This is a genomic window from Streptomyces sp. ML-6, assembly GCF_030116705.1.
Classification (GTDB): domain Bacteria; phylum Actinomycetota; class Actinomycetes; order Streptomycetales; family Streptomycetaceae; genus Streptomyces.
Genome location: NZ_JAOTIK010000003.1, coordinates 60,961 through 85,111 on the forward strand (window position 1 = coordinate 60,961; position 24,151 = coordinate 85,111).

At 71.0% G+C, this 24,151-nt stretch carries 31 protein-coding genes; 6 read left to right on the plus strand and 25 right to left on the minus strand.

Annotation, left to right across the window (positions count from 1 at the left end):
* Positions 1-13 precede the first annotated feature (13 nt).
* From OCT49_RS38365 to OCT49_RS38485, 25 genes are all read right to left on the minus strand, one after another.
* Positions 14-958, minus strand: coding sequence for a hypothetical protein (locus OCT49_RS38365; RefSeq protein WP_283856812.1), 945 nt, complete (start codon positions 956-958; stop codon positions 14-16).
* On the minus strand, positions 955-1,593 hold the full coding sequence (locus tag OCT49_RS38370; RefSeq protein ID WP_283856813.1) for a ParA family partition ATPase: 639 nt from the start codon (positions 1,591-1,593) through the stop codon (positions 955-957). Before OCT49_RS38370 ends, OCT49_RS38365 begins: the two co-directional genes overlap by 4 nt.
* Before the next feature lie 154 nt (positions 1,594-1,747).
* Positions 1,748-2,440: a hypothetical protein gene (locus OCT49_RS38375; protein ID WP_283856814.1), complete on the minus strand. Its 693-nt coding sequence runs from the start codon at positions 2,438-2,440 to the stop codon at positions 1,748-1,750.
* Positions 2,437-2,679 carry a hypothetical protein gene (locus tag OCT49_RS38380; RefSeq protein ID WP_283856815.1) on the minus strand — a complete coding sequence of 81 codons (243 nt, stop codon included), beginning with the start codon at positions 2,677-2,679 and terminating at the stop codon, positions 2,437-2,439. The genes OCT49_RS38375 and OCT49_RS38380 overlap by 4 nt, the downstream gene beginning before the upstream one ends.
* 75 nt (positions 2,680-2,754) lie before the next feature.
* A complete protein-coding gene (locus OCT49_RS38385; protein WP_283856816.1) occupies positions 2,755-3,195 on the minus strand; it encodes an ASCH domain-containing protein in 441 nt (146 codons plus the stop codon).
* Positions 3,192-3,869, minus strand: coding sequence for a GGDEF domain-containing protein (locus OCT49_RS38390; RefSeq protein WP_283856817.1), 678 nt, complete (start codon positions 3,867-3,869; stop codon positions 3,192-3,194). Before OCT49_RS38390 ends, OCT49_RS38385 begins: the two co-directional genes overlap by 4 nt.
* 103 nt (positions 3,870-3,972) lie before the next feature.
* Positions 3,973-4,482 (minus strand): ATP-binding protein, encoded by a 510-nt coding sequence (locus tag OCT49_RS38395; protein WP_283856818.1) that lies wholly within the window; start codon positions 4,480-4,482, stop codon positions 3,973-3,975.
* A gap of 244 nt (positions 4,483-4,726) precedes the next feature.
* Positions 4,727-5,038: a hypothetical protein gene (locus OCT49_RS38400; protein ID WP_283856819.1), complete on the minus strand. Its 312-nt coding sequence runs from the start codon at positions 5,036-5,038 to the stop codon at positions 4,727-4,729.
* Between the two features lie 91 nt (positions 5,039-5,129).
* Entirely contained in the window at positions 5,130-5,624 is a 495-nt protein-coding gene (locus OCT49_RS38405; protein WP_283856820.1) for a Pycsar system effector family protein, read from the minus strand.
* A 19-nt stretch (positions 5,625-5,643) separates the two neighbouring features.
* The gene (locus OCT49_RS38410) at positions 5,644-6,099 is read right to left on the minus strand and encodes an RRQRL motif-containing zinc-binding protein (protein ID WP_283856821.1); all 456 of its coding nucleotides are present in this window, start codon (positions 6,097-6,099) and stop codon (positions 5,644-5,646) included.
* Between the two features lie 442 nt (positions 6,100-6,541).
* On the minus strand, positions 6,542-9,064 hold the full coding sequence (locus OCT49_RS38415; RefSeq protein WP_283856822.1) for an FtsK/SpoIIIE domain-containing protein: 2,523 nt from the start codon (positions 9,062-9,064) through the stop codon (positions 6,542-6,544).
* A gap of 162 nt (positions 9,065-9,226) precedes the next feature.
* Positions 9,227-9,745, minus strand: coding sequence for a hypothetical protein (locus tag OCT49_RS38420; RefSeq protein WP_283856823.1), 519 nt, complete (start codon positions 9,743-9,745; stop codon positions 9,227-9,229).
* A gap of 35 nt (positions 9,746-9,780) precedes the next feature.
* A complete protein-coding gene (locus OCT49_RS38425; protein WP_283856824.1) occupies positions 9,781-10,281 on the minus strand; it encodes a hypothetical protein in 501 nt (166 codons plus the stop codon).
* Entirely contained in the window at positions 10,278-10,670 is a 393-nt protein-coding gene (locus tag OCT49_RS38430; RefSeq protein ID WP_283856825.1) for a hypothetical protein, read from the minus strand. The genes OCT49_RS38425 and OCT49_RS38430 overlap by 4 nt, the downstream gene beginning before the upstream one ends.
* A gap of 31 nt (positions 10,671-10,701) precedes the next feature.
* Positions 10,702-11,295: a hypothetical protein gene (locus tag OCT49_RS38435; RefSeq protein WP_283856826.1), complete on the minus strand. Its 594-nt coding sequence runs from the start codon at positions 11,293-11,295 to the stop codon at positions 10,702-10,704.
* Positions 11,292-11,576, minus strand: a complete 285-nt coding sequence (locus OCT49_RS38440) for a hypothetical protein (protein WP_283856827.1) — start codon at positions 11,574-11,576, stop codon at positions 11,292-11,294. The genes OCT49_RS38435 and OCT49_RS38440 overlap by 4 nt, the downstream gene beginning before the upstream one ends.
* Before the next feature lie 99 nt (positions 11,577-11,675).
* Positions 11,676-11,876 (minus strand): hypothetical protein, encoded by a 201-nt coding sequence (locus tag OCT49_RS38445; RefSeq protein WP_283856828.1) that lies wholly within the window; start codon positions 11,874-11,876, stop codon positions 11,676-11,678.
* Positions 11,877-12,164: 288 nt separating this feature from the next.
* On the minus strand, positions 12,165-13,445 hold the full coding sequence (locus OCT49_RS38450) for a DUF2637 domain-containing protein (protein WP_283856829.1): 1,281 nt from the start codon (positions 13,443-13,445) through the stop codon (positions 12,165-12,167).
* A 36-nt stretch (positions 13,446-13,481) separates the two neighbouring features.
* Positions 13,482-14,153 (minus strand): hypothetical protein, encoded by a 672-nt coding sequence (locus OCT49_RS38455; RefSeq protein ID WP_283856830.1) that lies wholly within the window; start codon positions 14,151-14,153, stop codon positions 13,482-13,484.
* A gap of 116 nt (positions 14,154-14,269) precedes the next feature.
* Positions 14,270-14,656 (minus strand): hypothetical protein, encoded by a 387-nt coding sequence (locus OCT49_RS38460; protein ID WP_283856831.1) that lies wholly within the window; start codon positions 14,654-14,656, stop codon positions 14,270-14,272.
* A gap of 133 nt (positions 14,657-14,789) precedes the next feature.
* Positions 14,790-14,981, minus strand: a complete 192-nt coding sequence (locus tag OCT49_RS38465; RefSeq protein ID WP_283856832.1) for a hypothetical protein — start codon at positions 14,979-14,981, stop codon at positions 14,790-14,792.
* 214 nt (positions 14,982-15,195) lie between these two features.
* Entirely contained in the window at positions 15,196-15,333 is a 138-nt protein-coding gene (locus OCT49_RS38470) for a hypothetical protein (protein WP_283856833.1), read from the minus strand.
* Positions 15,330-15,629 carry a hypothetical protein gene (locus OCT49_RS38475; RefSeq protein ID WP_283856834.1) on the minus strand — a complete coding sequence of 100 codons (300 nt, stop codon included), beginning with the start codon at positions 15,627-15,629 and terminating at the stop codon, positions 15,330-15,332. Before OCT49_RS38475 ends, OCT49_RS38470 begins: the two co-directional genes overlap by 4 nt.
* A 178-nt stretch (positions 15,630-15,807) precedes the next feature.
* A complete protein-coding gene (locus OCT49_RS38480) occupies positions 15,808-16,404 on the minus strand; it encodes a WhiB family transcriptional regulator (RefSeq protein WP_283856835.1) in 597 nt (198 codons plus the stop codon).
* Positions 16,405-16,507: 103 nt separating this feature from the next.
* Positions 16,508-17,149 (minus strand): hypothetical protein, encoded by a 642-nt coding sequence (locus OCT49_RS38485; RefSeq protein WP_283856836.1) that lies wholly within the window; start codon positions 17,147-17,149, stop codon positions 16,508-16,510.
* A 371-nt stretch (positions 17,150-17,520) separates the two neighbouring features.
* Between OCT49_RS38485 and OCT49_RS38490 the strand changes: the two genes are divergently transcribed.
* From OCT49_RS38490 to OCT49_RS38515, 6 genes are all read left to right on the plus strand, one after another.
* On the plus strand, positions 17,521-18,273 hold the full coding sequence (locus tag OCT49_RS38490; protein WP_283856837.1) for a GntR family transcriptional regulator: 753 nt from the start codon (positions 17,521-17,523) through the stop codon (positions 18,271-18,273).
* Between the two features lie 768 nt (positions 18,274-19,041).
* On the plus strand, positions 19,042-20,391 hold the full coding sequence (locus OCT49_RS38495; RefSeq protein WP_283856838.1) for a hypothetical protein: 1,350 nt from the start codon (positions 19,042-19,044) through the stop codon (positions 20,389-20,391).
* On the plus strand, positions 20,388-21,140 hold the full coding sequence (locus OCT49_RS38500) for a DciA family protein (RefSeq protein WP_283856839.1): 753 nt from the start codon (positions 20,388-20,390) through the stop codon (positions 21,138-21,140). The genes OCT49_RS38495 and OCT49_RS38500 overlap by 4 nt, the downstream gene beginning before the upstream one ends.
* Before the next feature lie 495 nt (positions 21,141-21,635).
* Positions 21,636-22,637 carry a DUF6192 family protein gene (locus tag OCT49_RS38505; protein WP_283856840.1) on the plus strand — a complete coding sequence of 334 codons (1,002 nt, stop codon included), beginning with the start codon at positions 21,636-21,638 and terminating at the stop codon, positions 22,635-22,637.
* Between the two features lie 2 nt (positions 22,638-22,639).
* Positions 22,640-23,059: a RacP protein gene (locus OCT49_RS38510; protein ID WP_283856841.1), complete on the plus strand. Its 420-nt coding sequence runs from the start codon at positions 22,640-22,642 to the stop codon at positions 23,057-23,059.
* Between the two features lie 72 nt (positions 23,060-23,131).
* Positions 23,132-23,959, plus strand: a complete 828-nt coding sequence (locus tag OCT49_RS38515; RefSeq protein WP_349632855.1) for an IS5 family transposase — start codon at positions 23,132-23,134, stop codon at positions 23,957-23,959.
* Positions 23,960-24,151: the final 192 nt, after the last annotated feature.

The window sequence follows — 24,151 nt, forward strand, 5'->3', positions numbered from 1 at the left end:
TCAGTGGAAACGCTCAGGATGTCTTCGGCAGGGAGCTGTTGAGCCGAGCGACAGCCTTGCCCACAGTCTCCTTGGCCGACGCCAGGATCTTGGCGGCCTCTCCCGCGTCCTCTTCGAGCGCCCTCTTGATACGGGCGGGAGCGAGGGCACGGTGGGCGGCCTCCAGGTGCGTCACGGCACCGCGCAGGTCCTCCAGGGCAGATGCCTGCTGGCTTGCCGTCTGCTGGGGCGTGTTGGCCACGAGCCCCCGGACGAGCGCGGTCAGCTCGTCCTGCGACAGCTCCTTGTCCTCCTTGCGGGGCACCCGCTGGACGATGCCTGTAATCGCCTTGACGGTGACCGTCTTACCGGTGGCGTCCTTGATCGTCTCGTGGACCGCGACGGAGGTCTCGGGACCATAGTCCTTGGTAATCGGGTTGAGGGCGCCAGCCGCCTTCTTGCCGATGCTGAGCGTGTCTGCACGTGCAGACACTTCGTTCGAATTCCCTTCGAACAGTTTGTCTGCACGTGCAGACAGCAGCTCTCCGATCGCGTACGCGGTCATCTCTTCGTAGGCGATCGGGCGGGACTTCTTGAAGACCTCCTCGGCGAAGGCGCCGAAGGTGGCGTGCGTCTTGCGGTAGAGGCGGCGGTTATGGATGTTGGCCATGGCTTTGCCCATGACCCACCAGGCGTCCTCGAACTGCTGGACCCCCCGCATGCAGAGCGCGAGGATCTGTTCCTCCTCGTCGCTGAGGTCCCCCATCGCATCCGGCGTCTCGATGGGCTCCGGGAGGTCAGCGAGCGTCATCATCTTCTCCGGCCGCCCCTGCGCGAAGGGTCGGCGGGCCGGACTGTGACTGTGCCCGTCACCGTCGGCTGCAGCGGGCGTGCCGCCCTGCTGGCCAGGAACGGCGACCGTCGTGCCCGCGGCGGCCCTGCGGGCCTGGCGATCCTTGAAGGGGTTGGACTTGCTCACGGCAGCAGACCCCGCTCTTCCATCTCGGTGACGAGTTCATCGAACACCGAGCCCTTGGCCTGGATGTCGCTGCCTTCGTGAGTGCGCATGTACTTCACCACGGACGGCACCACCGTGGTGAAGACGTTGTAGCCCTCGTCCTCCAGGTACTCCCGCACCTGCTTGATCTCGGTGACGCCGGTCGGGGCCTTGCACAGGAGCACCCAGGTCGCGGGCGGCTGGCTGTCCGGCCGCAGGGGCGCGGTGTCCTGGATGAACTCCTTGGTCGGGAGTTCCTCCATGCGCTCGACGTCGTTCATCGACGGCGGGAGGTTGATGACGGCCAGGTCGGCGAGGCGCAGTACAGAGGCGCCGACGCCCTTGTGGTCCTCGAGGTGGCCCACGTCCACGATGCCGATGCCGTCCTCGAACCCGGCCGGGATCATCTGCGGGACGTTCATGTGGAAGGCCGACGTGGCGGCCTGCTGGACAACGAAGGGATAGGTGCCTGCGGCCTGCCAGCGGCTGAACTGCCGCGAGTCGTCTGCGTCGAAGCCGATCACCTTACGTCCGCGCTCGTGCAGGGCGTGGCTCATCCACGCGGAATTCGTGGTCTTGCCCGTGCTGCGAGGGCTGACATTGGCGATGTAGAACATGGCGTGAGCGTACCGACCTGGAGGTCTGCCGGAACACCTGGCGGCCAGCATGTACTGGTTCGGGTGACCCCCGAAACGCAAAAAGCCCCGCTTCCCGGCACGTGGCCGGGAAGCGGGGCTTCATGGTGGAGCAAGGATCAGGACGTCAGGGCGGTCACGCGTTCACCCCCGCGATGGCGGCCTCCAGGAGCGCCGCGGCGTCGGCCTCGTACGGGTCGGTGAACCGCTGGTGGTCGCTCACGTTGAACGGCCCGAACCTCGCGGAGACGCGGTGTCCGGGGATGAGCGTCGTCTCGCGTCCGTCCAGCGCGACGGAGAGCCGGTCGTAGTCCTGTTGGGCGTGTCGGGTCTGGGTGTACGGGCCGGGGCGCAGCAGGGTGAAGCTGTCTCGGTTGTCGTCGCGTCGGCGGGCCTCGATGTAGAGGGCGTAGTGGGCGGGGTCCATGCCGATGTTGTCGGGCAGGGGCAGGCTGGCGGCGGCGTGGGTGAGCATCGTGTAGGCGGGCTGCCAGAGGCCGAGGATCTCGCTGGTTTTGCAGCGCAGCCAGCCGCGGTTGGTGTAGCCGAGCTGGCGGCCGTGGAGGTAGGCCGCGGCGTGCGGGGTGTCGGGGTGGACCAGGGCGACGGCGATCATGTCGGGGCCGTGGTCGTCGCCGGGCCGGGTGTGCGCGCGCTCCACGAACGGCCCGATCCGCACGGCGATGTCCTGGGCGCCGCCGGGCATCCAGGGCTGCGGGTGCTTGCGGGCGGCGAGCATCGCGCGGAACGCGTCGACGACGGCCTGGTCCTCGCCCCCGAGGACGGTCTCGGGCGGGGTGCCGCAGCGGCGGAAGAAGGGGAGTTTCATCGGGTCTGCTCCTGGAGGGTGGGGTGCGGGGTGGGTCTCGGGGCTGGCGGCCTCACCGGCCCACTGGCCGGACGCGGTGAGCACGGGAACCTGGTCGCGTGTGTCAGGAGTTCGCGGTTGCGTCGTTGTTCTGCGACGGTGAGCGGCCGGGCCTTCGCTTTGCCGTGGTGCCACAGCGGTGAGGTCGGCGGCTCCGGGTAGGCGAGGGCGTGGTCAATGTTGCGGTTGGTGCTGCTCATGGGGCCCTCCGGGGAGGGGGTCAGGCGGGGCCGGGCCCGGTTCGCGCGGCTGCTTCTTCTTGCCTCGGGTGCGGGTTACGGCCGGAAGCCGGGCAGTTGCTGGAACACGTGCTCCAGCAGGTCCGGCGTCGGCTTCCACGGCACGACCTGCCCGCATGCGGGGACGGGCAGGGGCAGTTCCTGGACGTCGTGGAGCACCAGGTGCCAGGCGCCCGGGTGTGCCCACTGTGAGCAGGGCGGCGCTCCTTCGGGGTCCTGGTGGCAGTCGGTGATCCGGGCGATGCCGACGACCGCGCCGGTGACCAGCTCGCGGTCGCGGATCGTGCGGCCGATCAGCGGGACTTGCAGGGCGGGCTGGTCGATGGTCTTGCTGGTGTGCAGCAGCGCCCAGCCGGTCCGCCACCGGACGGGCCGGTTCTCCACCGTCTTGGCGCCGGTGAGGATGCAGGCCGCGTACGGCTGCCGGATGCTGATGCCGCGGATCCAGTCGCCTTCGGGCAGGGGTGTGAGGCTCATGCGGCCTGCCTCCACACGGCTGTGCCCGGCCTGCCAGCCCGGCGGCCGTTGACGGACGGCGTCATGGCGTGCTGCCGCGTCGCGAGGACGGCGCGGCCGGAGTGTTTTCCGTCGTACAGGGCTGCGTCGGCGGCCCGTTGCAACGGGCCCAGGTCGCGGGAGCCGACCGCGTGCGGGGTTGCGGCGCCGACCGAGGCGGCGGCGTCGACGGTGCGGCCGTCGTCCAGGACGACCGGGGTGTGCAGCATGCGGACCAGCTGCGCGAGGCGCTGCTCCAGGCGCCCTGCGGGCAGCTGGGCGACGGCGGCGAACTCGTCGCCTCCGAGGCGGCCGACGGCGCCGTGCGGGCCTGCCCATGCGGTGAGCCGGGCGGCGGTCGCGGCCAGGACGGCGTCCCCGGCCGGGTGGCCGAAGTCGTCGTTCACGGCCTTGAAGTGGTCCTGGTCGACCATGACCACGGCCACGCCGTCACCGTGCCGGGCCAGGATGCGGCGGGCGCGGGCGGTGTAGGCGTCGCGGCGCAGCAGCCCGGTCAGCGGGTCTTTGCGGGTGGCGGCGAGCTGCCTGTGCAGCGCGACCGCGTGCACGGCCCAGCCGGTCAACGGCAGGGCGGCGGTGGTCAGTAGGAGTGCGCGCTGCCCGATTCGGGCCTGCACGCGCAGGACGGAGTCCATACTGAGGATCTCCCTCTCGTCTCGTACGGGGTGGGATGGACCTGGGTCAGGCGGTTGGTTTGGACGCCTTGTCGCCTGTCCCGGGGCGGAACTGCAGCTCGGATCAGTGGCGGGTGCCCTGGTGCAGGGCGTCGGGCGTGGTCGGGAGTTCGGAGACCGGGTGCCCTGCGGCGAAGCCCTCGGCGTGCAGCTGGCCGGGGGTGGGCAGCAGTTGGTGGTGCTCGCGCACGATGGTCAGCGGGACCACCCGGTCACGTCCCGCGTTCCGTGCTTCCACGGTCTCCAGCGGCAGGTCGAACAGGACCGCGATGACGGGGCGTTGCCAGTAGCGGGCGCGGGCGAGCAGCCCGGCCCTGACGTGGGCGAACACGTTGGTGCTGTCCACCAGGACCGGCAGGTTGCGGGAGAGCCGGGCGTCCAGGAGCAGGTTCTGGATCCGGGCGGCGACCGGGGTTGCGGACTGATCCGCCATGCTGTCGGTCGCGGCCAGGCGGTACTCGTCCAGGCACACCCTCCAGCTCGCCGGGTAGCGGCTGGCGAAGGTCGACTTGCCGCAGCCCGGAGGGCCGATCAGGGCGCAGAGGGTGCCGGTGGGGATGTGCAGCGGTTCCATCAGGTATTGGGCCCTTTCGGCTGGTTGGGCGGGATGGGGTGGCGGTCGGACATCGGTCCGGGGTTCGCGGATGGCCGGGCGGTGGCTCTTGGTGGTGCGGGTCTGGCTGTCCGGTCCTCTGCACGGCCCCGGCCCCGGGAAGGGGACGGGGCGGCACAGGGAGCCGCCAGGCGGGTCGGGGCGGTGGATGTGGCTGCGGCGCGGGCGCCTGGCGGGCAGGGCGACCTGCCGTGGTGCCCCCGGGTCAGTCGCCCACCATCTCGCGGTACTCCTGCGTCATGTCCCAGACGATCGGGGAGAGGAGCTGGTCGGCCCGGCGCAGGAAGACAGTGCGGGTGGTCTCGTCGGTGCTGTGGCGGGCCTCGTCGAGGTGGATCGCGGCGGTCTCCAGGTCCTCGTGCCCGTTGATGCCGGCCCTGTCGTAGTTCGAGGCGGCGGCGTCGAGCTGGCTGATGAAGGTGTCGAGGTCAGCGGCCGGGGCCTCTTCCGCGACATACGCGATGTCGTCGGCGTGGCGGCGGATGAGATCTTCGGCGGTGATCACAGTGGTGGCCATCGGGGTTCTCCTTATGGGGTGTGGTGGGTGTGCCGGGCAGCGGTGGCTGCCACGGCGATGAGGACCAGGGCGAGCGTGTGCGGTCAGCTGCTCATCCGGTGACGGCGAGGACAGCGGCGGCCAGGAGCAGGGCGAGCGCGATCAGAATCGTGTCGACTGCCCGCTCCAGCCGCTTGTACTTGGTGTAGGCGCTGGTGGAGAGGGCCTCGATGCGGGCGGGTCGGGTGTCGGCGCTCATGGAGGCCCGGATGGCGGGCGCGTCCATTTGGGCCCAGTACGGGAAGGTTCCGGGTACCGAGGTGCGGCCTCCGAGATTGGGCCGGACGACCAGGAGCAGCAGTACGGCGGCGGCGACCAGGGTGAGGGCGGCGGCACCGCCGGCGATCTGGGCGGGCCGGGGAAGGTCCTTTTCGGCGAGGCTGGCCAGGCCTGCAAGGGCCGCCCCGTCGAAGGCGAGGAGTAAAGAGCCCTTCTGGTCCGTGCGTGCGATCTCCGCCGCGACGTCGGCACAGCCGTTGTCCAGGTTCTTGTTCATCGTGGCGGACTCGGTGCTGGCGGTGGGGTCGGTGCTGGCGGTGGTGTTCATGGGTGGTGGTCTTCTCGGTTCAGGCGAGCGGGTGCTTGGCCGGGGGAGTGGTGTAGGTGCCGGGGGTGGGTTCGTAGCCTTTGTCGCAGGGGTCGTAGACGCCCTGGGTGCGCAGCGGGAGGCAGAATTCGTAGCGGCGCTTACATCGCGGGCAGGTGGTTCTCGCGGCCATTGCGCGGTCCAGTGCCCATTCCTGAGCGAGTGTCGGCACTCTCTTGGGCACTGCGAGGTCGAGGCGGAGCAGGAAGCCGCGGGTGGGGTGGCGGCAGGACCAGTCCGGGCGGGTGGCGCACAGTTTGCAGCGCAGGATCGCGACCGGGCCCTCGTTGTGCCCGGGGCTGAGGTTCCTTGCCCTTAGGTCACGCCGTGTGACCAGTCCGGCGGGCACGGCGCCGCGGTCGTATTCGGGCAGTGCCGTGGTGCTGCGCGGTACCCGGGCGGCTGTGCGGCGCCGCGTCGTGCGGGTTGGGGGCATCACTTGCTCCAGGTGCCGGGGGTCCGGGCGGGCCGGTTCGGGTAGCGGGGTCCGGGGCGCCGGGGTCGGGGCCGGCCGGTCCGGCGGGGCGGGCGGGGGATGGGCACGAGCGGTTCCTCCAGTCGTTGGTGGGCAGTGCTCCGCGCCCGTCGGCGTCGTGCTGGTGCCGGCGGGCGCGGAGTTGTGGTGGGGGTGGGTTCGGTGGCGGGGGCCGGGGTGTTCGCCCTCTGGGCGCGGGTGACGGTGCGTGAGGTTGTATGGGATGTCGGGGTTGTTGGGGGTGGGTCCTGGTGGGCGGCTGTATGGGGTCTGCCGGGCGGGATTCCGGGGGGTCTCCCTGATCCCAGACAACCCATACATGCAGGTCAGGAACCCATACGGGGGCGGCATCCCAGACGGGGTGTCTGGGATGCCGTTGTAGGGGGTGTACGGGGTGCGGTGGTCACCCTCGGTATCTTTCGATGGCGGTGGCGAGGGTGTCGGCGTAGTAGCCGAGGCCGGGTTTGTCGGTGCCGGGGACACGGAGCTGGCCGCCTGCCGGGCGTTCGACGTCGACCTCCCGCAGGATGCTGTTGAGGGCGATCCCGAGCTTCCGCGAGTCCTCGTAGCCGAGGGCCTGGGCGAGCGGTCCTGTGTGCATCCGGCCTCCCGCGGCGAGCACCGCCTTGTGTGCGCGCAGCAGGAGGATGGGCACGCCGTCGGCGCCGGTGGACCTGTCGTCCTCGGTGCCGGGGCCGTCGTGTTCTCTCTCCTCGGCTTCGTCCTCGGGGCCGAATTCGTCGTCCAGGCCCTCGTCGAGGTCTTCGTCCGCGTCGGCCGGAGCGGCCGGTTTCGGTGACGCAGCGTGTCCGGGAGGCGGGGTGCTCAGGTTGCGCATCGCGGCCTCGATCGGGTCGTTCCACTGCCCGCGGAGGCGGCCGGCGGTGGTGCGGATGCGGGTGATGTTCTCGATCAGGGCGAGGAGGTCGGGGCCGTCGAGCCAGAGGGAGCGGATGCGGCGGTAGCGGTCGGCGAGCAGGATGCCCATGCCTCGGATCGCCGGATCGAGCGTGGAGGCGTCCCAGCCGGCCTTGGCCGCGCCCTGGCTCAGCGCCATGTTGGATTCGGTGGTCTCGGTGACCCGCATCGCCCATTTCCAGGTGATGTTGCCGGTGACCAGGCGGGGCAGCACACCGTCGGCGCCCTTGGTGACGACCTGGGTGGCGATGACGAGGATGATGCCGAACGAGAGACCGCGGGCTGCGAGCGAGGAGAGTGCTTCCTTGATCGCCGCGCCGTGTTTGCGGTCGCCGGTGATGGCCGCGGCCTCGTCGATGACCACCAGCTCGAGGCCGCCGAGCTCGGGGATCAGGGCGGGGTCGTCGATCTGCTCCATCCCGTACTGCTTGAGGATCGCGGCACGGCGGTCCAGGTCGGCGACCAGGGCCTCGAGCAGGGCGCGGGTGCGTTTGGCGCCCTTGGTGCCGGGTTCGTCGATGAAGGTCGCGGCCAGGTTCCTCCAGCGGTCCTGGCCGGGGGCTTTACCGTCGACGAGCCGGAGGTTCACCCGCAGGTCCAGCAGGGCACCGGCGATGATGCCGCGCAGGGCCGCGCCCTTGCCGGTGCGGGAGGCCCCGCCAAGTGCCAGGCTGGTGTCCTTCATGACCAGATTGACCAGGGTGCCGAAGGCGTCGAAGGCGACGGGGATGCCGTGCTCCCAGACATCGACCGAGTCCATGCCGACCAGGGGGGAGGTCCGCGGCTCGGTGAACGGGTCCTCCTGGAAGGCGGCGACGGCGATGGTCTTGGCGTTTCCGCCGGCCGAGGCATGGACCGGGTCCATGAAGAACCTGGCCCGGTCCAGACCCATCTCCCCAGCGACCTGCCCAAGCTTGGGCAGGACGGTCTCCACGTTCACCCCATCGCCCTTGGGCAGAACGACGTGCGCGAGCCACCCGCCGGGCACGCGGGTGATCGAGTCGGGCCGGGCAAGGCGGACGGTGCCCTCGGTGATCGCTCCGGCGGCGAGCATCGCCTCGGTGAGCTGGTCGGTCTCCTCGCAGTCCAGCTCTGCCTCGTCGGGCCCGGCAGGGGAGGGGGTGTCGGCCGGTGTCCAGGAGGCGGTGAAGCCCGGAGCACCGGCCGGGTTGGTGAACCCCGGCCCGGCCGGGGAGGCCTGATGGGGGATGAAGGCCGCGCCGGGAGGGCTCGTGGCGGCAGATGAGGACGCGGTGACCGGGGCGGCGGGGGCGGCGTAGTCGAGCTGGGGGACCTCGGGCGGGGCCGCGCGCCAGGTGGTGAACCGTCCCTTCGCCCAGCCGACGGCCACCAGCCCGCTCAGGATGCCGCCCAGGAGTGTGGGGCCGCCGAACTGGAGCATGCCCCACCCGGCGGCCACACCGGCCGCGATGGCCTTCCAGCGGCGGCGGTTTCCCATCCGCTTGCGATGGGTGGCGAGCTCGGCGGCGGTGGGCTCGCGGTGTCCGGTGTAGGGCTGGAGCTCGACCTGCCGGACACACTCGCGCCACGCGGCGGCCTCGCTCCGAAGCTTCTCCGCGTCCTTGCCCAGACGCTGGTGGTCGCCCGGACCGGCACCGTCGGCACTGGCCTCGGCCACCTTCTCGTCGGCCGACTTCTCCAGCGCCTCGGCCTTCTCGGTCAGGCGCTGCGCCTCGCGGGCCTGGTCCTGCTGCCAGGTGGCGTACCGGTCGTTGAGGAGATCGGCGCGGACGTGGGCGTCGGTGACCAGGGTGCTGTCGCTGTTGAACCATCCGGCACGTTCCGCGCCCAGGATGCGCAGGCCCTCGCGGACGGCGGTGGCCTCGCGGAGGGCTGCCGCGCTGAGGAAGGTGGCGGTGCGGGCGGCCAGACTGGGGCGGTCGGCGGCATCGGCGGCAGCGGTGTCGGTGTCGGTGGTACTGGTGGTGGGCTCGTCGTCGACGAATTCGGCGTCGACGATGATCCGGTCGGGCAGGCGGGATGTCACGGTGCTCCTCCAAGGGGCACGGGGCGGGCAGGCAGATGGCCGGGGGCCGGGCGGTGACGGCCGTCCGCACACACGGGCCGCCCCTGGCCGCCGGGGCGAAAGGGGCGGTGCGGGTGGGTGCGGGCGACCGATGGCGCCGGGACACGGCGTTCGGGGGCGGGGTCAGCCGACGGACCCGAGGAGCTGCGATCCGAAGTTGTTGACGGTGGGGATCACGGTGGCGGCCACCGCGCCGCCGAGGACGGCGGACAGGCCGAGCAGGACACCGGCGACGATGCCGCGCTTGGCGAGCTTCTTCTCCTCGGACTTGATGGCCTTCCACAGGCCGAAGACGACGACGGTCAGGAGGAAAAGGAGGATGTTGCCGTCGGCGGTCAGCTCGACCGGGGTGGCGCGGACGCCCCGGGTGGCGTCCCCGCCGGTGATCCCCCACAGCGCAAGGCTGCCGGCGCCGTTGCCGAACAGGGTGATGGCCCCGGCGCCGAAGGCGATCAGGCCGCCGGTGCACATGGAGGCCAGGCCGCCGTAGGCGACGCCACCGGCGAAGGGGATCAGGGTCTTCCAATCCTTTTTCTTGGACTTGAAGTTGGCCTTGAGCCAGTGGGCGGCGAAGTGGGCGGGGATGGCGAGGCCGATGGCCAGGCCGCCGGCGGTCAGGGAGGACGTGGGCAGGTTGAGCACGGTGACCTCCGGTCACATACGCAGGGGAAGAGGGGTTACTGGAAGGGCAGGTGGGCGGTGATCTGGTCGCCGAGGTGATTCACGGCCGGGATGAGGGTGAGGGCGGCCAGGCCCGACACCGCCGCGGTCAGCCCGGCCGCCGAGCCCACCAGCGCACCGGCCGCGATCTGGCGGCGCAGCTGGTTGTCGCAGCAGCGCCAGGCGAGGACGAGGACGGCCAGGAGCACGGTCGTGGCGACGGCGCCGCCGGGGCTCATGCCCGAGGGCGCGGTCTCGGGCAGCAGCCGGCTGCTGCCCGTACCGGCGATCGCGTTGCCGAGGGGGTTGGTGAGGGTGGTGGCGGTGCGGCGGGCGGCCCAGCCGAGCAGACCGCCGGAGCACAGGGCGCTGAGCAGGCCGATCAGCAGGCCGCCGGTGATGGCGGCCGCCGAGGGCGCCTCGCGCCCGGTGCGCCACCACCGGGCGAGCGTGAGCACGAGGACTGCGGCCGCCAGGGCGAAGCCGCCGAGGGACAACTGGGTCGGCGTCACGTTCACGGCAGCACACCCCAGGTCAGCCATGTGAGCACGGGTCCGGATACGGCGATCAGGAAGGTTCCGAGGACTGTTACGGCCCACGGGGTGGCCAGGCGGTCGTAGGCGGCGCGGCAGTCCGGGCCGGGCTCTGGCGGCAGGAGCCAGCAGCTGACCGAGAGGATCAGCAGGTAGAAGGCGGCGGCGACTGCGAGTTCGACCGGCACTGGCACGGTGTGGGCCAGGTACGGCCACCTCACGGCGGCGGCGACGGCGAGGAGGCCGAGCCCCGGCGCGGGGCGCCGCAGACGCTCCGCCCGGTCGGTGAGCCCGCGACGGGTGAGCGTGCGGACAACGCTGGTCAGGTAAGGGACGGCGAGGCCGGCGAGCAACTCTCCCACGGGTACGTTCACCGCAGCACCGCCAGGAGAAAGGTCCGTACGGTCATGACCACACCCCGGTGAAGAGGTAGCCGAAGAGGTGCAGACCGGCCGGGGTGACGAAGCAGGAAGCGACGATGTTGCAGGTCAGGAAGCGGACCGGCCAGGAGCGGCCGCGCTTGCGCAGCTCCAGGATCCCGGCGGCGGCCAGGGCCGCCATCAGCACCCCGGGCTCGTCCCCGAAGACGTGCAGGACCTTGCCCGTCACCGGGAGGAGGAGCAGGCCCGCGACCAAGGCGGACCCGTTCTTCAGCGGGCTGAGCCGGGAGACGCTGAACCGGGGCGGCCGGTCCTGCTGTGCGGGCTGGGCGGGGTAGTAGTGGTGGTGATGCACGGTGGGGGCGGGCGCCGGTGCGGCCACCGCCACGCCCCCGTCGCCACGGGGCGGCGGGGGAGCGGCCGGAGGCCTGGCCGGGGGAGCGGCCGGAGGTCCGGCCGGGGGCGGGGTGGTGCGCCGGGGCGGCGGCAGGAACGGGTCCGGCACGGACGGCGGGGTGGAAGGCGGGGGAGGTGGCGGCGTGGTGCCGTTGTCGGTGCGCTCCGTGGAGAGCTTGACGTCGGTCGGCTCGATCGGCCGGCCATGGGTGGTGTCGGTCATCGCCGGACCTCCGTATCGGCGTCGGTGTGGCCGTGCTGGTCGTGGTGGAGCCAGGCCCGCACCGCCAGCTCGTCCGCGTCGGCGGTGGCCAGGGCGGTGGGCGCGGGGGCGGGGGTGGTGGCGGGACGGAACCCGTCGGGCAGCCGCCGCGGGACCGTGGCGGCCGGCGGGGCGGGCAGGGGACGGCCGGGCAGGCGGGTGACCGTGACCGGGACATCGGCGAGGCGCCGCAGGTGACGCAGGCGGCGGGGACGACGGACATGCAGACAGACAAGCAACACGGGCTCTCCAGAAGGGAGTTGAGGCCCCGAGGGGCCGCCGTACCGGGTGTCGTTGCGGCGGCCCCTCGGGGTGTGTGGAATGGAGGTGGGGCGGGGTGGTCAGCGGGTGCGCCACCAGCCGCCGCGGTCCTGGCGGGCGCGCTCGGAGGCCTCCCACGCCTGGCCCTGCCGGTCCGCCGCCCGCGCGTTGCGGTGGTGGGATTCGCGGCGTTTGCGGGCCGCCTTCTCGCTCGCGGACTCGCGGCCGCTGTACTCCTGTGCGAGCTTCTGGTCGTTGCCGATCAGGCCGAAAAAGGCCATGGTGAACACGCTCCTGACGGTTGGTTGGGGGTGATGGAGCCGCTCCTGGCCGGGCCGTGGAAAGCGGGCCGGGAGCGGCTTCGGGCGGGGCTCCTCCGGGGGCGCGCCGGGTCTGCTCGTCCGGGTCTGCGAAGCGCGTGGCTTTGCTCGCCGGGGTCGCTCGCCGGGTCTGCTCGACCGGGTCTGCTGCCGCCTGTCGACTGCGTGGTGCATGGTTCCGGCAGTCGCAGCGACGGCCAGTCCGGCGGTGCCGGGCTGGCCATCACTGGTGGTGCCGGGGGTTGGGGATCAGGGCCGGGGAGCGGCCTCTTCCTCGTCGTCCTCGTCCGTGCTCTCGTGCTCGGAGTCCGGCTCGGCAGGGGTGTCGGTCTCCTCGGACGACATGAGCTCGCCCCAGACCCTGCGGACCCGCTTCTCGCTGCCGACGTATCCAGCGTCACGGAAGTCGCCCACAGCCCGGCGGTAGGACCGGGGAGGGTCCTCGCGGTAGCGGAGGTGGCGCAGCACGACCGCGAGCTGCTCGTCAGTCAGGTGTTCGCCCGGTACGGGGACCGGGACGCCCGCGACGGCCGCGAGGTCCTCCAGCGTCACGGTGTACTGCTCACCCGTGACGGTCTCGTCCGTGACGGCCTTCTCGGCGTGGTCCGTGACGGTTTCCGTCACACCCTCCGTGTCGGTGGCCGTGACGGTGTGACGGGGCAGGGGCGTGACGGTTTCCCCGCCCTGTGACGGATCGTTGCCCGTTTCCGGGCTGACCTGCGTGACTGTGTCCGTGACGGCCCCTGCCGGGGCCGTGCCGCCGGTGTCCCGAACGGTCCCGTCCGTCACGGACGGCGTGACGGACGGTGCGGCGGGTGCCCCCGGTTCGAGGGCGGGTGTGACGGACGCGGCAAGGGCCGGTGTGACGGCCGGGGCGAACATCGCGGTGAGCGCGGTGTCCGCACCGGCCGTCATCCGGTCGCGCTGGACGGTCACCAGGCCGGTCCCAAGGCCGTCGTCACCGACACCGACCCGGCGGGCCAGCCGCCAGGACTTGCGATCCGCCTTCTTGCGGGCCTTCTCGTCGGGGTGGTTCGTGGCCAGTGCCCTCTGCACCGCAAGTTTCTGCAGCGTCCTGGCGTTGCGGCGCTGGGCCTCCATGTCGACGCGCGTGCGGTAGATCACCACCCTGCGGGCCAGGAGTCCGATGCCCTCCGCGGCCACGCACATCGCCATCGGGGTCACCGAATAGACGACGGCCTCCGTCGTGTCCTCGGCGACGACCGCGCCGGTGGCGGAGGCCACCGCGGGCAGCGCCCACAGACCGAGCCGCACCGCCGGGGGCGAGGACTGCCCCAGCAGGGTCAGCCCGACCAGGACGAGGGCCAGGACCAGGGTGGCGCCCTCACCGGCCGCGACGACCCCGAGCGCCGTCGCGGACTCAGAAAAATGCGCCCGCATGTTCGTATAGGTACCTGCGGCTCCGATCCCGCCGACGACGAGCATCGGGACGGCTGCGGCTCCCAGCACCACCCCCTGGCCTCTGGTCAGGGCCCGCTCCTGCGGGACCGGTTCCTTTTCGTGCTCCATGCTGAATCTCCTTCTGCCGAACGGTGTACGGGCGGGTCAGGACCGGGCGCGGTCGCCGGTGAGCGAGGCGACGGTCTGCAGGTGCTCGCGCTGCTGTGTGATCACGGCGGACATCTGCCGCACGAGCGGCCTTTCGCCGTAGCCCCGGTAGTCGTAGGAGTCGCCGATCACCCAGCCGGTGGTGTCGAGACCGGCCCGCGCGTACGCGTCCCGGCGGGAGAGGTCGCTGTACAGGAACTTTTCGTTGACCTCGACGAGGGCCGCGGCCTGCTCGTCCCAGGCCCGTGCGGCCTTCAGCGCCTGGTCCTGCGCGGTGACCAGCCTGGACACCGCGGCGTGCCAGTGGGTGTCGTCGGTGGTGGCCAGGGCGGCGAAGGCCTCGTCCAGCTGCGTGCGAGCCTGGTCGAAGGTGCCCCAGGCCTGGGTGGCGGCGGGGCGGAGGTTGGTGAGCGCGCGGACGTACCCGGCGTCGTACCAGAGGTTGCGGGCCTCCCGGTACTCCTCCTCCAGCAGGTCGCAGGCCGCGTCGCTCAGGCGGGAGTCGGTCCGTACCTCGCGGGGCAGGACGGGCTCCTTCTCCAGCCCGGTGAACGCGGCGAAGGTGAAGGAGACGCTGTTGTACTCGGTCTTGGCCACGCCCTGGAAGTGGGGGTGGTGGTAGGCGGCGGCTTGCTCGGCGAGCTTCGTTACGTCGTAAAGGCTGATCATGATCGGGTCCTCCTGGTCTTTGGTGGTCGTCCGGGCTGTCCGGGCTCCCCTCACCGTCCGGTCCGGCCGCTGGGGTTCGGCGGCCGGACCGGACGGGTCGGGCAACTGGCAGTCCGTCAGGGGCGGGGAAGCTCCGGGCGCCGGGAGGCGGTGGCGGTCTGCGCGGTGAGCCAGGCGACGGCGGCCGGGGTCATGTCGGCCGTGTCCGTGACCGTGTCGAGCGGTGCGGTGTCGATGTCGCGCATCGCGTCGGCCGGCGGCAGCAGCCGCATGTACGGGGCGCGGGCCTGCTTGATCAGCCCGCCGGTGCTGTCCAGGCGGGCCAGGGTGTAGCGGATCTCGCCGCTGCTGAAGGGGATGACCCCGTCGACCCGGCAGACCACCGTGTGCCCCGGCTTGCCGAGCCAGAACTTTTCGGGGTCGCGGTAGAGGACGTAGTCGTCGCACCGGTACGTGACCGGCGCGGCCACCTCGGCCACGGAAGAGGAAGAGCTGGCGTTCATTTGTCTCCTTCGGATGATCGGGTCGGGTCTGTGCCCGGAGCGAGGGTTCGTGAAAGGCCGACTGCTCGTCGGGCGGGCAGCCGGCCGGGGATAGGAGCGCGGGGCGGGCCACGACTTCGTAACCGGTCCCGCGTCACGGGCGGCGCGGCCCGGACCCGCGCGAGCGCAGCTCGCGGAGGTAGGCGTCCTGGAGGTCGGCGAACCGCTGGTACAGCGGGGCTCCGTCCGGGCAGTGCTGCCCGGACCGGCAGGGCTCGCAGTCCCGGTGGTGGGTGCGCCAGGCGCGGTGGGCGTGCATGTAGCGGGCGTACAGGTCGTCAGCCACGGGGACCTGCCTGGTGGTTGGGCATGCGGGGTGACGTCTCTCGGGCAGCGGCCGGGTGAATCTCGGCGACGGCATGGCCGGCGTCCCGCGCCCGGACGGCCGCCGGGATGGCGGCCGTCCGGGCGCGGGTAAGGTCAGCGGCTCTGGCCCGCCCCGTGTCACGGACAGCGCGGGCCAGAGCCGCGCGAGCGCAGCTGTCAGCTGTGCCGGGCGCTCACTTGCCGTTGAGTTTGAGCACCGACTCGGCGTGTCGCCGCAGGGCCTCTTCGGCCTGCCGGCGGTCCTCCTCGGCCTTGGCAGCGGCCTCGGAGGCCGCTGCCGCTGCCGCCTGCTGGTCCTCGAGGGCGCTCATGCGGCGTACCCCCTGGCCTGCTCACTCGTCTCGAAGACGATGCTGGGGGCCATGTAGAGGACCGGCTGGCGGTCGTACGGTCCGGGGAGCATCTCGGCGTAGGTCCGACGAACACGGCGGCCAGCCGCCCGGGCCTGGTCATCGCCCACGGCGACGAGGCGGCCAACGAGCTGATGAAACTCGGTCTCGTCAGGCTCCGGCCCCCGCCGGTTGTCGTCATCGGTCATTTCGTCGATGAGCCCGGCGTGAGGGTCGTCGGTGGGCCCGACGTGCGGGCAAGTTGCCATAATGGCCATGCGGATCAGCTCTCCTCGAGCTTGTTGGGATCCGTGCTGGCCCCCCGGCACATATGGCGTGTGCAGCGCCGTGTCGGGGGCTCGCCCTCTTTCTGAAGACGGCGCACGGTGGGGTCCTGCGGCCCCACGCCGACACCAGCCCCGAAGGGCTGGGGACGACGTGCAGCACAGGAGCCGGTCAGGCCGCGAGCGGAAGGTCGCCGAAGTCATTGCGGGCAAAATCGAATTCGTCGGTGATATCAGCGCCAGCCGCGTTGTAGACGGCGATGTTCCAGGCCTCGCCCCGGTCAGCGGCGCGCATGGCTATCGCCCCGATCCGTTCCACGGCGTCGCGCCGCAGTCCCTGCCTGGTGATGGGCCCGGCTTCCATCGTGTAGTCGAGCGTGAACCGCTCACAGGCTGCGACGGCGAGTACCAGGAGGTGCTGCCGGTCTGCTGCGGCCACGGCAGCAAGGCGGGCGGGCTGGCGGATCTCCCGGTCGATGGCCAACTCCTGGCCGGTGCGGCCGCCACGGACCAGGCCGTCGCACGAGCGGTCGCCGATACCGTCCCGCAGCGCGAGCTCCTCGCAGGCCGGACGGACCGGGCACTCGGCGCAGAACTGCCGGGCGGCCGCCTGCTGCACCGACCAAGTCACGGGCGACGACTGGGGGTTGCGGTCGAACAGTTCCCGGTATCGGTCCTGGCCACAGCGGGCGCCGGCGTCGACGGCGGCCTGGAGCGCGGGGCGGCAGGCAAGGCGAGCAGCGGTGGGGGAGAGCCGGGCGAGCGTCATGGGCGGGTCCTTCCATCGTGGTGAGCGGGTGCGGGCAGCCTGATAAGCCCCCAGGCCAGGGGCGCTGGGGGCTGCTGTCGTGGTTCTGACTGGTCGTACGAGGTCAGGCAGTGCGGGCCAGGTGCTCCCGGGCGGCAAGGTTGCGGCCTGCGTCGCACGAGACGCCGCTCCCGCACGGCGCGCAGGAGGCACGGTGCTCACGAAGAGCCGTGCGGATCTGGCCGTAGATCGGGGTGAGCGGAGCAGCGACGATCTGGGTGGTGCGGCGGATCCGCTGACGCAGCTCGATGACATGGGCGCAGCGGCCAGCACGGCAGTGGGGGCAGTCACTCTGCAGGTGATCGTCCAGTTGCTCGCGCAGCGGGCGGGTGGCGGCGGGCATCTGGACCGGCGCGGGCGTGGGCTGGGGACGGGGCTTGCGGATGGGGCGGGCGGTACGACGGCCAGCGGCTGTGGTCTCGGCCTCGAGCAGGCGCTCGGTCCACTCCTCCACGCTGATGTCGATGGCGATGCGTTGCGCGCTGCCGGGGCAGCGGCGTCCGCCGGATGGCTTGTCGCCGAGGTATCGGCGCCCGGTCCGCTCGGCGGGGACGCCGTTGCGGTGGGGCAGGATCATCGAGCGCTGGAGGCGGTGCCAGGTGTCGCAGTCCGGGCAGACCACGAGGCGGGGCTCGTTCTCGCGGAGGCTGAGGTGCTCGGGCCGCATCGTGCTGGCCTTCAGGGGTGTACGTCCGTTGTGACGCATTTGCTGTCTCCCTTGCTGTTGCGTTCTCCGACGGCCAGGTACAGGGGTTGGTCCTGCACTTGGCCCACGGGCAGCGCAACGGCTGCAGGTGGCACAACTGGCTGTGCTCCAGGGGACCGCGTCGTACTCGTCACCCTGGCCGGCGTGTAAGCACGGCAGCCAGACGTATGAAGTTGGAAGGGCCCGAGTTTGAAGACCCAGCGGTTCACGCCGCGCGGCTCCCTTGCGAGACCTCGCTAGCGATGCCTCAAGGAAACGGTATCTCGCTAGGGATGTCAAGACATCCCTAGCGATGTAGGATCCGCGTTGTGGCGCCGTCGTGATCGGCGCAACGAGAGGCCGTAGGATCGCTAGCGATGTAGGGAGAGGGGATGTCTCGCGGACCACGCAAGCAACCGAAGTACCGCCAGATCGCTGACGCCCTGCGGGCTGCGATCGACGCGGGCGAATACCGCCCGGGGGATCGCCTGCCTGGCGAGAATCCACTAGCAGCCAAGTACGGCGTAGCAGCCATGACCGCACGTCAGGCGCTCAACGCACTCAAAAATGAAAGGCTGGTCGAGTCCCGCAAAGGCGCCGGCTTCTTCGTCCGATCCTTCACGCCGATCCGCAGCCGACGCGTCACTCGCCTCTCCCGGGAACGTTGGCGTGCAGGTCAGTCAGTCTTCGAAGCCGACGACAATCGAGCGCTGACCACGGACAGCCAAGTACTGGGAGACGTCATCCCGCCAGCAGCAATTGCTCGCGTCCTGCAGCTCCCCGAGGGCGAAATGGCCTTCGCCCGCTCTCGACGGCACATCGTGGAGGGGCGGCCAGTGCTGCTCTCAACGTCGTACCTGCCTCGCGATCTAGTGGCTGGTACGGCAATCACTCAGGCAGACACGGGGGCAGGAGGCATCTATGCGCGGCTTACCGAACAAGGAGCCGAGCCGGTCCACTTCCGTGAGGAAGTAGCGATCCGCATGCCATCGGCTGACGATTCCGCTGGCCTCAACCTGCCTAGCGATACGCCGGTGATCAAGATTTGCCGCACCGCGTTCACAGCAGACGGCCACGCGGTGGAGGTCAACGAAATGACCCTGGATTCTGCGGCTTATGTTCTGGAGTACGACTTCGACGCGTAACAGCCGCCCATGTCCTCAGCCACCCCAGCAGCCAAGAGGAACAGCTCAATGATCACAAACACAGACCGCCCGCCATAAACGAGCGATGGCCGCCCTGCGCCAACAGGAGCGGCCATCTGAAATGCCTCGACTCGCCAGCCCACTACAGCCCGAGTCGTGTCCGGTGAGGTGACCTCGCCGGGGTGATGCCCGTGCACCCATGGGTCCGCGCAGTCACCTGTACCCAGGATAGGCGTCCCTTCCCACGGGGCGCCACCACCCCTGGGCACCACCAGGTCACATTCGCTGGACATGGCTCCCCTGACAGGGGAGAACCACCACCATGCGCCGCCCGCACCACCCCCGCCGGCCTCCGGCCACCTCGTCGGGATCTTTCTTCGACTTCTATGTCACATCTGCCGGTGAAACCGCACTTGTGGCAGATGTGACGCGCATCTACACCTCCAGCCGCCCCGGCCTGCGCCGTGATTCCGTACGCACGACGGGGACGGCCCGTCGGCATCGGACTTGCGGGACTAACCCCCGCGTCGGCCACGGTGCCGCCATGACACCCATTTCTTCGCAGGCCGGGGCATCCGCCCTGATCCGGACGGTCCCGATGAACACCGTAGCGGCGTCGGCCGCCGTCCCATGTGGCGGGACGCCATCCGAAGTTTTTGCTCACCGTGCGGGAGAGATCAGGGGTCTCGCCGCTCCCTCGCCTCTGTCCACAGGCGGTCTGCGCGAGGCTGCTGGGATGATCTCTTCTCTCGTTGTCCGGGTGGGTCGGTGAGTGCCGTGGCGGCGTCGGCCGCCGTGGTGCCCGCTCCGGGTTCGTCGTCCGGGTTCGTCGACGGCCGGCTCGTCGACGACCAGGCCGTCGACGAGCCGGTGTCGGTGCTGGTCGTGGGTGAGGGCCAGGAGGTGTGGCGTACGCGGTCGCGGCGGTGTGAGCCGCGGGCGTGGCTGCGTGCGGTGGTGTGGCTGGTCTCTGCGGGGCTGCATCCGGGGGCCGGGGCGACGACGGTCGTGGTGGCGCGGGATCTCGCGGACCGGATGGACTACGGGCGCGGGCTGGTGATGTACGGGATGGAGGGCACCGCGCGGCGGTGCGGCGTGTCGGTCGCGACGGTGAAGCGGCACGTGAAGGTGTTGCGGGAGCTCGGTGCTCTGGCCTGGTGGCGGCACGGGTCGAAGACCAACCTCCGCCTGCCCGGACGGCCGTACACGGCGACGGCGACGGTCTACGCGGCGGTGGTCCCGCCGGTGTACGACGAGGCGATGGGGCACCGGCTGGAGGGGTCGGGGTACCGGGCGCGGGTGTGCGGGGTGACCGGGGCCGGCCGGGAGCGGGCGGTCGCACAGTCCGCTGCCCGCAGCGAGGCGCGCCGGTCGCGGAAGTCCCGTACGGGGCGCCGTGCGGCCGCACGCCGGGGTGCCGGTGTTCCGGGGGCTGCTCCTGTGGATAACTCGGCTGTGGATAACCGCAGTTCAGCGGGCCGTGAGCCCCATTCTCTTGGTCGTTACCCCGACGTACCTGATGTTGATGTTGATGGTGGTAGTAAAGACACCTCGCGCGAGGGCGCGAGCCGCCGAAACGCATGCCCTACCCCTCGAAAGACCAGAAGCAACAGCGACGGGAGCCGTCGTACGGCCCGTCAGACCCGGCAGGACATCGAGACGGCCCGGCATGTCAGGGCCCTGGTCAACTGGGCCCAGGGCACCAGGCTGCGAAGGCTGGCGTTCGTGCTGCGGCCGCTGACCGACGCGGGGTGGGACGCCTACCAGATCGCGGCGGAGCTCCACTCCTGGATGCTGACCTGGCGCCCGGCCCGGCCCGCGGAATACATCCGCGCCCGCCTCGACCAGCAGGCCACCGCCGAGCACCAGGCCCAACAGGCCGACCTGGGCGAGGGCTGGGACGAGACCGCCGCCACCGGCCCGCTGCGCGCCTCGCGCCCCGGCCTGGTCCACAACGTGCTGGCCCTCCTCGACGCGGGCCTGACCGCCTTCGCCGAGCGCCAGGCCGAGCTCGGCTACGACGACCTCCTCCCCCAGATCACCACCAGCCACGGCACCTGGACGGACGCCGACACCGCCGCGGCCGACGTCGCCGCCTTCCTGGGAGGCACCGCATGACCACCACCACGACCCCGACCGCGACGACCGGCACCACCACGGCCTCCGGCGTCGACCTGGCCCGCGTCGCACTCCAGAACGCCCTCGCGGCGGCCAAGACCCGCCCGTCGCAGCCACGGCGCCGCACCGGTGCGGCGGCCTCCCGGCGCGGCAGCGACGGGCGCGACCCGATGGGCCTGGGCGACGCCATCAAGCGGATGATGACCGAGCGCGGCTGGAACACCGCCGCGGCCGGCGGAAGCGTCCTCGACCAGTGGCCCACCATCGCCCCCACCCTCGTGGGCAAGGTCGCCGCCGTACGGTTCGACGAGGAGACCCGCACCCTGCACCTGCGCCCCGTCTCACCCGCATACCGCACCCAACTCACCCTCCACCAGGCCCGGTTCATCAACCAGATCAACGCCGTCGTCGGCCCCGGCACCGTGCACCACCTGATGCTCCTCGCCCCCGGGGCCGTCGACGCCCCCGGCCCGGGCACGGCCGGGGCGGCCGTGCCGCACACCCCGACCCCGGCACCCGGCCCAGCCGCGCGGCCCGAGCAGCCCCGGCCCCGGCACCCCGGCTACCTCGCCGCCCTAGACGCCCACCGCGCCGCCGGCGGCGCTTCCGAGACCGCGCTCGCGCCCCTCATCCGGGAGGCCGCCGACCGCCAGACCCAAGCCCTTCTCCAGAACCGCGAACCCGAGGCGGCCTTCACCGAGATCGCCGCCCAGAACCCGTTTCGTATCCCCTGCTGGCGAGTAGCCTGAGCCCTACGCTGGCGTGGTGGTTGAGGGTGCTGGCGGGGCCGTGCAGAGGGTGTGCGAGGGCTGTGGTGAACGGCTGAGGCCGGCTGCCCGGCCGCACGCGGTGTTCTGCTCGGCGGCGTGTCGTTCCAGGCAGTGGCGGTTGCGGCGCCGGTTGCGTCGGCGCCTGGCGGCGGTCCGCGGTGAGGGCGACCGGAGGTCGTGTCCGATCTGCGGGTCGGGCTGGATTGCCGGGGTCGACCGGAGTGTGCGGGCGGTCTACTGCTCGAAGCGGTGCAAGGTGGCCGCCTGGCGGCTGCGGAAGGAAACGTTCGGGACTCGGTCACAGTGACCGTGCGGCGAACACTTCTGTGAACCCCATACGGTCACGTTCGGTCGTTTTCCGTCTTTTATTGCGATCTTCCTACTTCTGGTCTGACTCTCCGTAAAGGAAGCGGAACCGGTCCATCTCGGCCCGAAGTGCCGTGCCGGTTAACGCAGTTGGATGGTGAGTGCACCATGCCGGAGGAGAACAGCAACGTCGGAGAAGTGACCTTGTCCCGCTACGAGCAGATCGTGGCCGAGCTGCGGGACGTGGTCGAACAGCAGACGCGCGGGCAGTTCACGATCGGGGACCGCGCCCTGGAGATCGAGCCGATGCGGGAGACGGGCGGCGGGGTGCCGACCGATCCGGAGTGGTCGGTGACCGCGACGCTGACGCGGCTGGCCGAGGATATCGGCCTGAAGTTCAGCACGGTGAAGTCGGCGAGGTGGACGTCCTCGCGATGGCCGGCCGACCGTCGTCAGCCCGGTGTCTCCTTCACCGTTCACCGGACGCTGGCCTTCATCGAGGACGAGGAGGAGCGGTTCGCCGTCATCCTCACTCCGCCCGAGGGCAAAACCCGGTGGGTGCCGGACGACGCCCGCCGCTACGTGGGCAACCAGGTCGAGACGCCCATCACGCCCCAGGAGAAGATCACCGCCATCCACTCCCTGGCCCAGGACGACCAGGTCGCCGCAGCGGTGACCAGCGTGTTCCTGAAACGTCCGGAGGTGACGGCCTCGGTCACCCCGGTGGACAGGGCCCGGGTGGTGGAGGAGTTCACCCGCGACGAGCACGTCGCCACCACGGCGGCGACGAACCTGCTCCGGCGGCCGGACATCGCGTTCAAGGCGATGAGCGACGACCACGCCCGCTTCCAGGTCAACCATGCCCAGAACGAACGCTCCCGACAAGCCCGCGAGCACTTCGAGGACACCAGCCCGGTCGCCCCGGCGGTCCGCAACATCGACCGGACAGTGGAGTTCCTCGACCTGGTCACCGCCTGCCACGCGTTCGTCGCCGCGGCCGGTCGCACCGTCCCCGGCCTGCGCGACCGGACCTTGTCCGAGGACGAAGGCGTCATCGTCCACCAGAACGTCGCCAAGGTGAGAGCGACGCTGGACTGGATCGAGACCGCGGTCGACACCGGCAAGGTCGACATGGACGACGAGCTCGCGGCCATGCTGCGGGGCGAGTAGTCGTGCCCCGCGCCTCCCGGCGCAAGGGAGACGCCGCCAGACGGCACGCGGACACCGTCCGCTTCGTCCTCTTCGAGGCCCGCCCAGCCGGGCTGGAGTTCCACCAGCTGGTCAGGGCCAGCGCACTGTCCCCTCACCAGGTCCGCTCGGGCCTCGCGGCGCTGAAGGACGAGGCCGCATCCAAGGGCTGGCCCCCGCTGATCTGGACCCGCAGCGACGGCTACCAGCTCGGCGCAGAACGGGCCGCGCTGGAGGCATACGAACGGCAGGTGGTGGGCGAGAAGCTGACCCAGTTCCGCCGGTTCATCACCGGCACCGTCGCCCCGCACGCCGCCGCCCACCCGAACGACAAGTGGGTACGGCACATCGTCGCCCAGCTCAACTCCATCGAATCCACCCTCGACCTCGTCGCCTCAGCCTGACCCAACCCACCCGGCGGGGCCGGACGGCGAAGCCGTCCGGCCCTGCACCCATGCCTGGAGGCACCCGTTGTCATGCGCCGCCGCCGCTATCCCACCGACACCACCGACGCTGAATGGGCCCTGATCGAACCACTGCTACCCATCCCGGCGTGCGACACCGTCGTCGGAGGGCGCCCAGAGAAGCATCCGAGGCGCGAGATCGTGGACGCGATCCGCTATGTCGTGGACACCGGCTGCAAGTGGAGGGCCCTGCCGGCGGACTTCCCGCCTTGGCGGACGGTCTGGGGGTTCATGGCCCGCTGGGCGGCCGCCGGGATCGTCAACCTGATCCGTGACCACCTGACCTCACGCATCCGCCGTGAGCTGGGCAAAGGGCCGAGAGCTGTCGCCACGGTCATCGACTCCCAGTCAGTGAAGGCCGCTGAGACCGTCTCCCGGGCGACACGTGGCTATGACGCGGGCAAGAAAATCAACGGCCGCAAACGGCACGTCGTGGTCGACACCCGCGGCCTCCCGCTGATGGTGATGGTCACCCCCGCCTCCCTCAGCGACCGCGACGCGGCCAAGGAAATTCTCTTCCGACTTCGCCTCACCCACCCGGAGATCACGATCGTCTGGGCGGATTCTGCCTACGCGGGCAAGCTCGTGGCCTGGGCGAAAAGGCGTCTCAACCTCACGATCAAGCCGGTCAGCCGCCCGAAGGACACCTCCGGATTCATCGTTCTGCCCCGACGCTGGGTCGTTGAAAGGTCGCTGGCCTGGATGATGCACGCCCGTCGCCACGCAAGGGACTACGAACGCCTCGTCCAGCACTCCGAAACTCTCATCACCTGGGCAGCGATCACCTTGATGACCAGGCGTCTCACCCGGACGAAACAGCAACAGAACCGGCCATGCTGAACAGCCCTCTGAGTCTGCTCAGAGGGTCTGACGTTGGTGCGGCAGACTTCCCCGGCGGTGTCATCTAGACCAAACGCACGAACCGCATCTCGTGTCCATCCCCGACGGGAGTGACAGCTCTTCCGGTCGCAATCTCCGCAGCCGAGGCGCCTCCACCGCTGGACTGCAAGGCGGACAGGAATTGAAACCGAC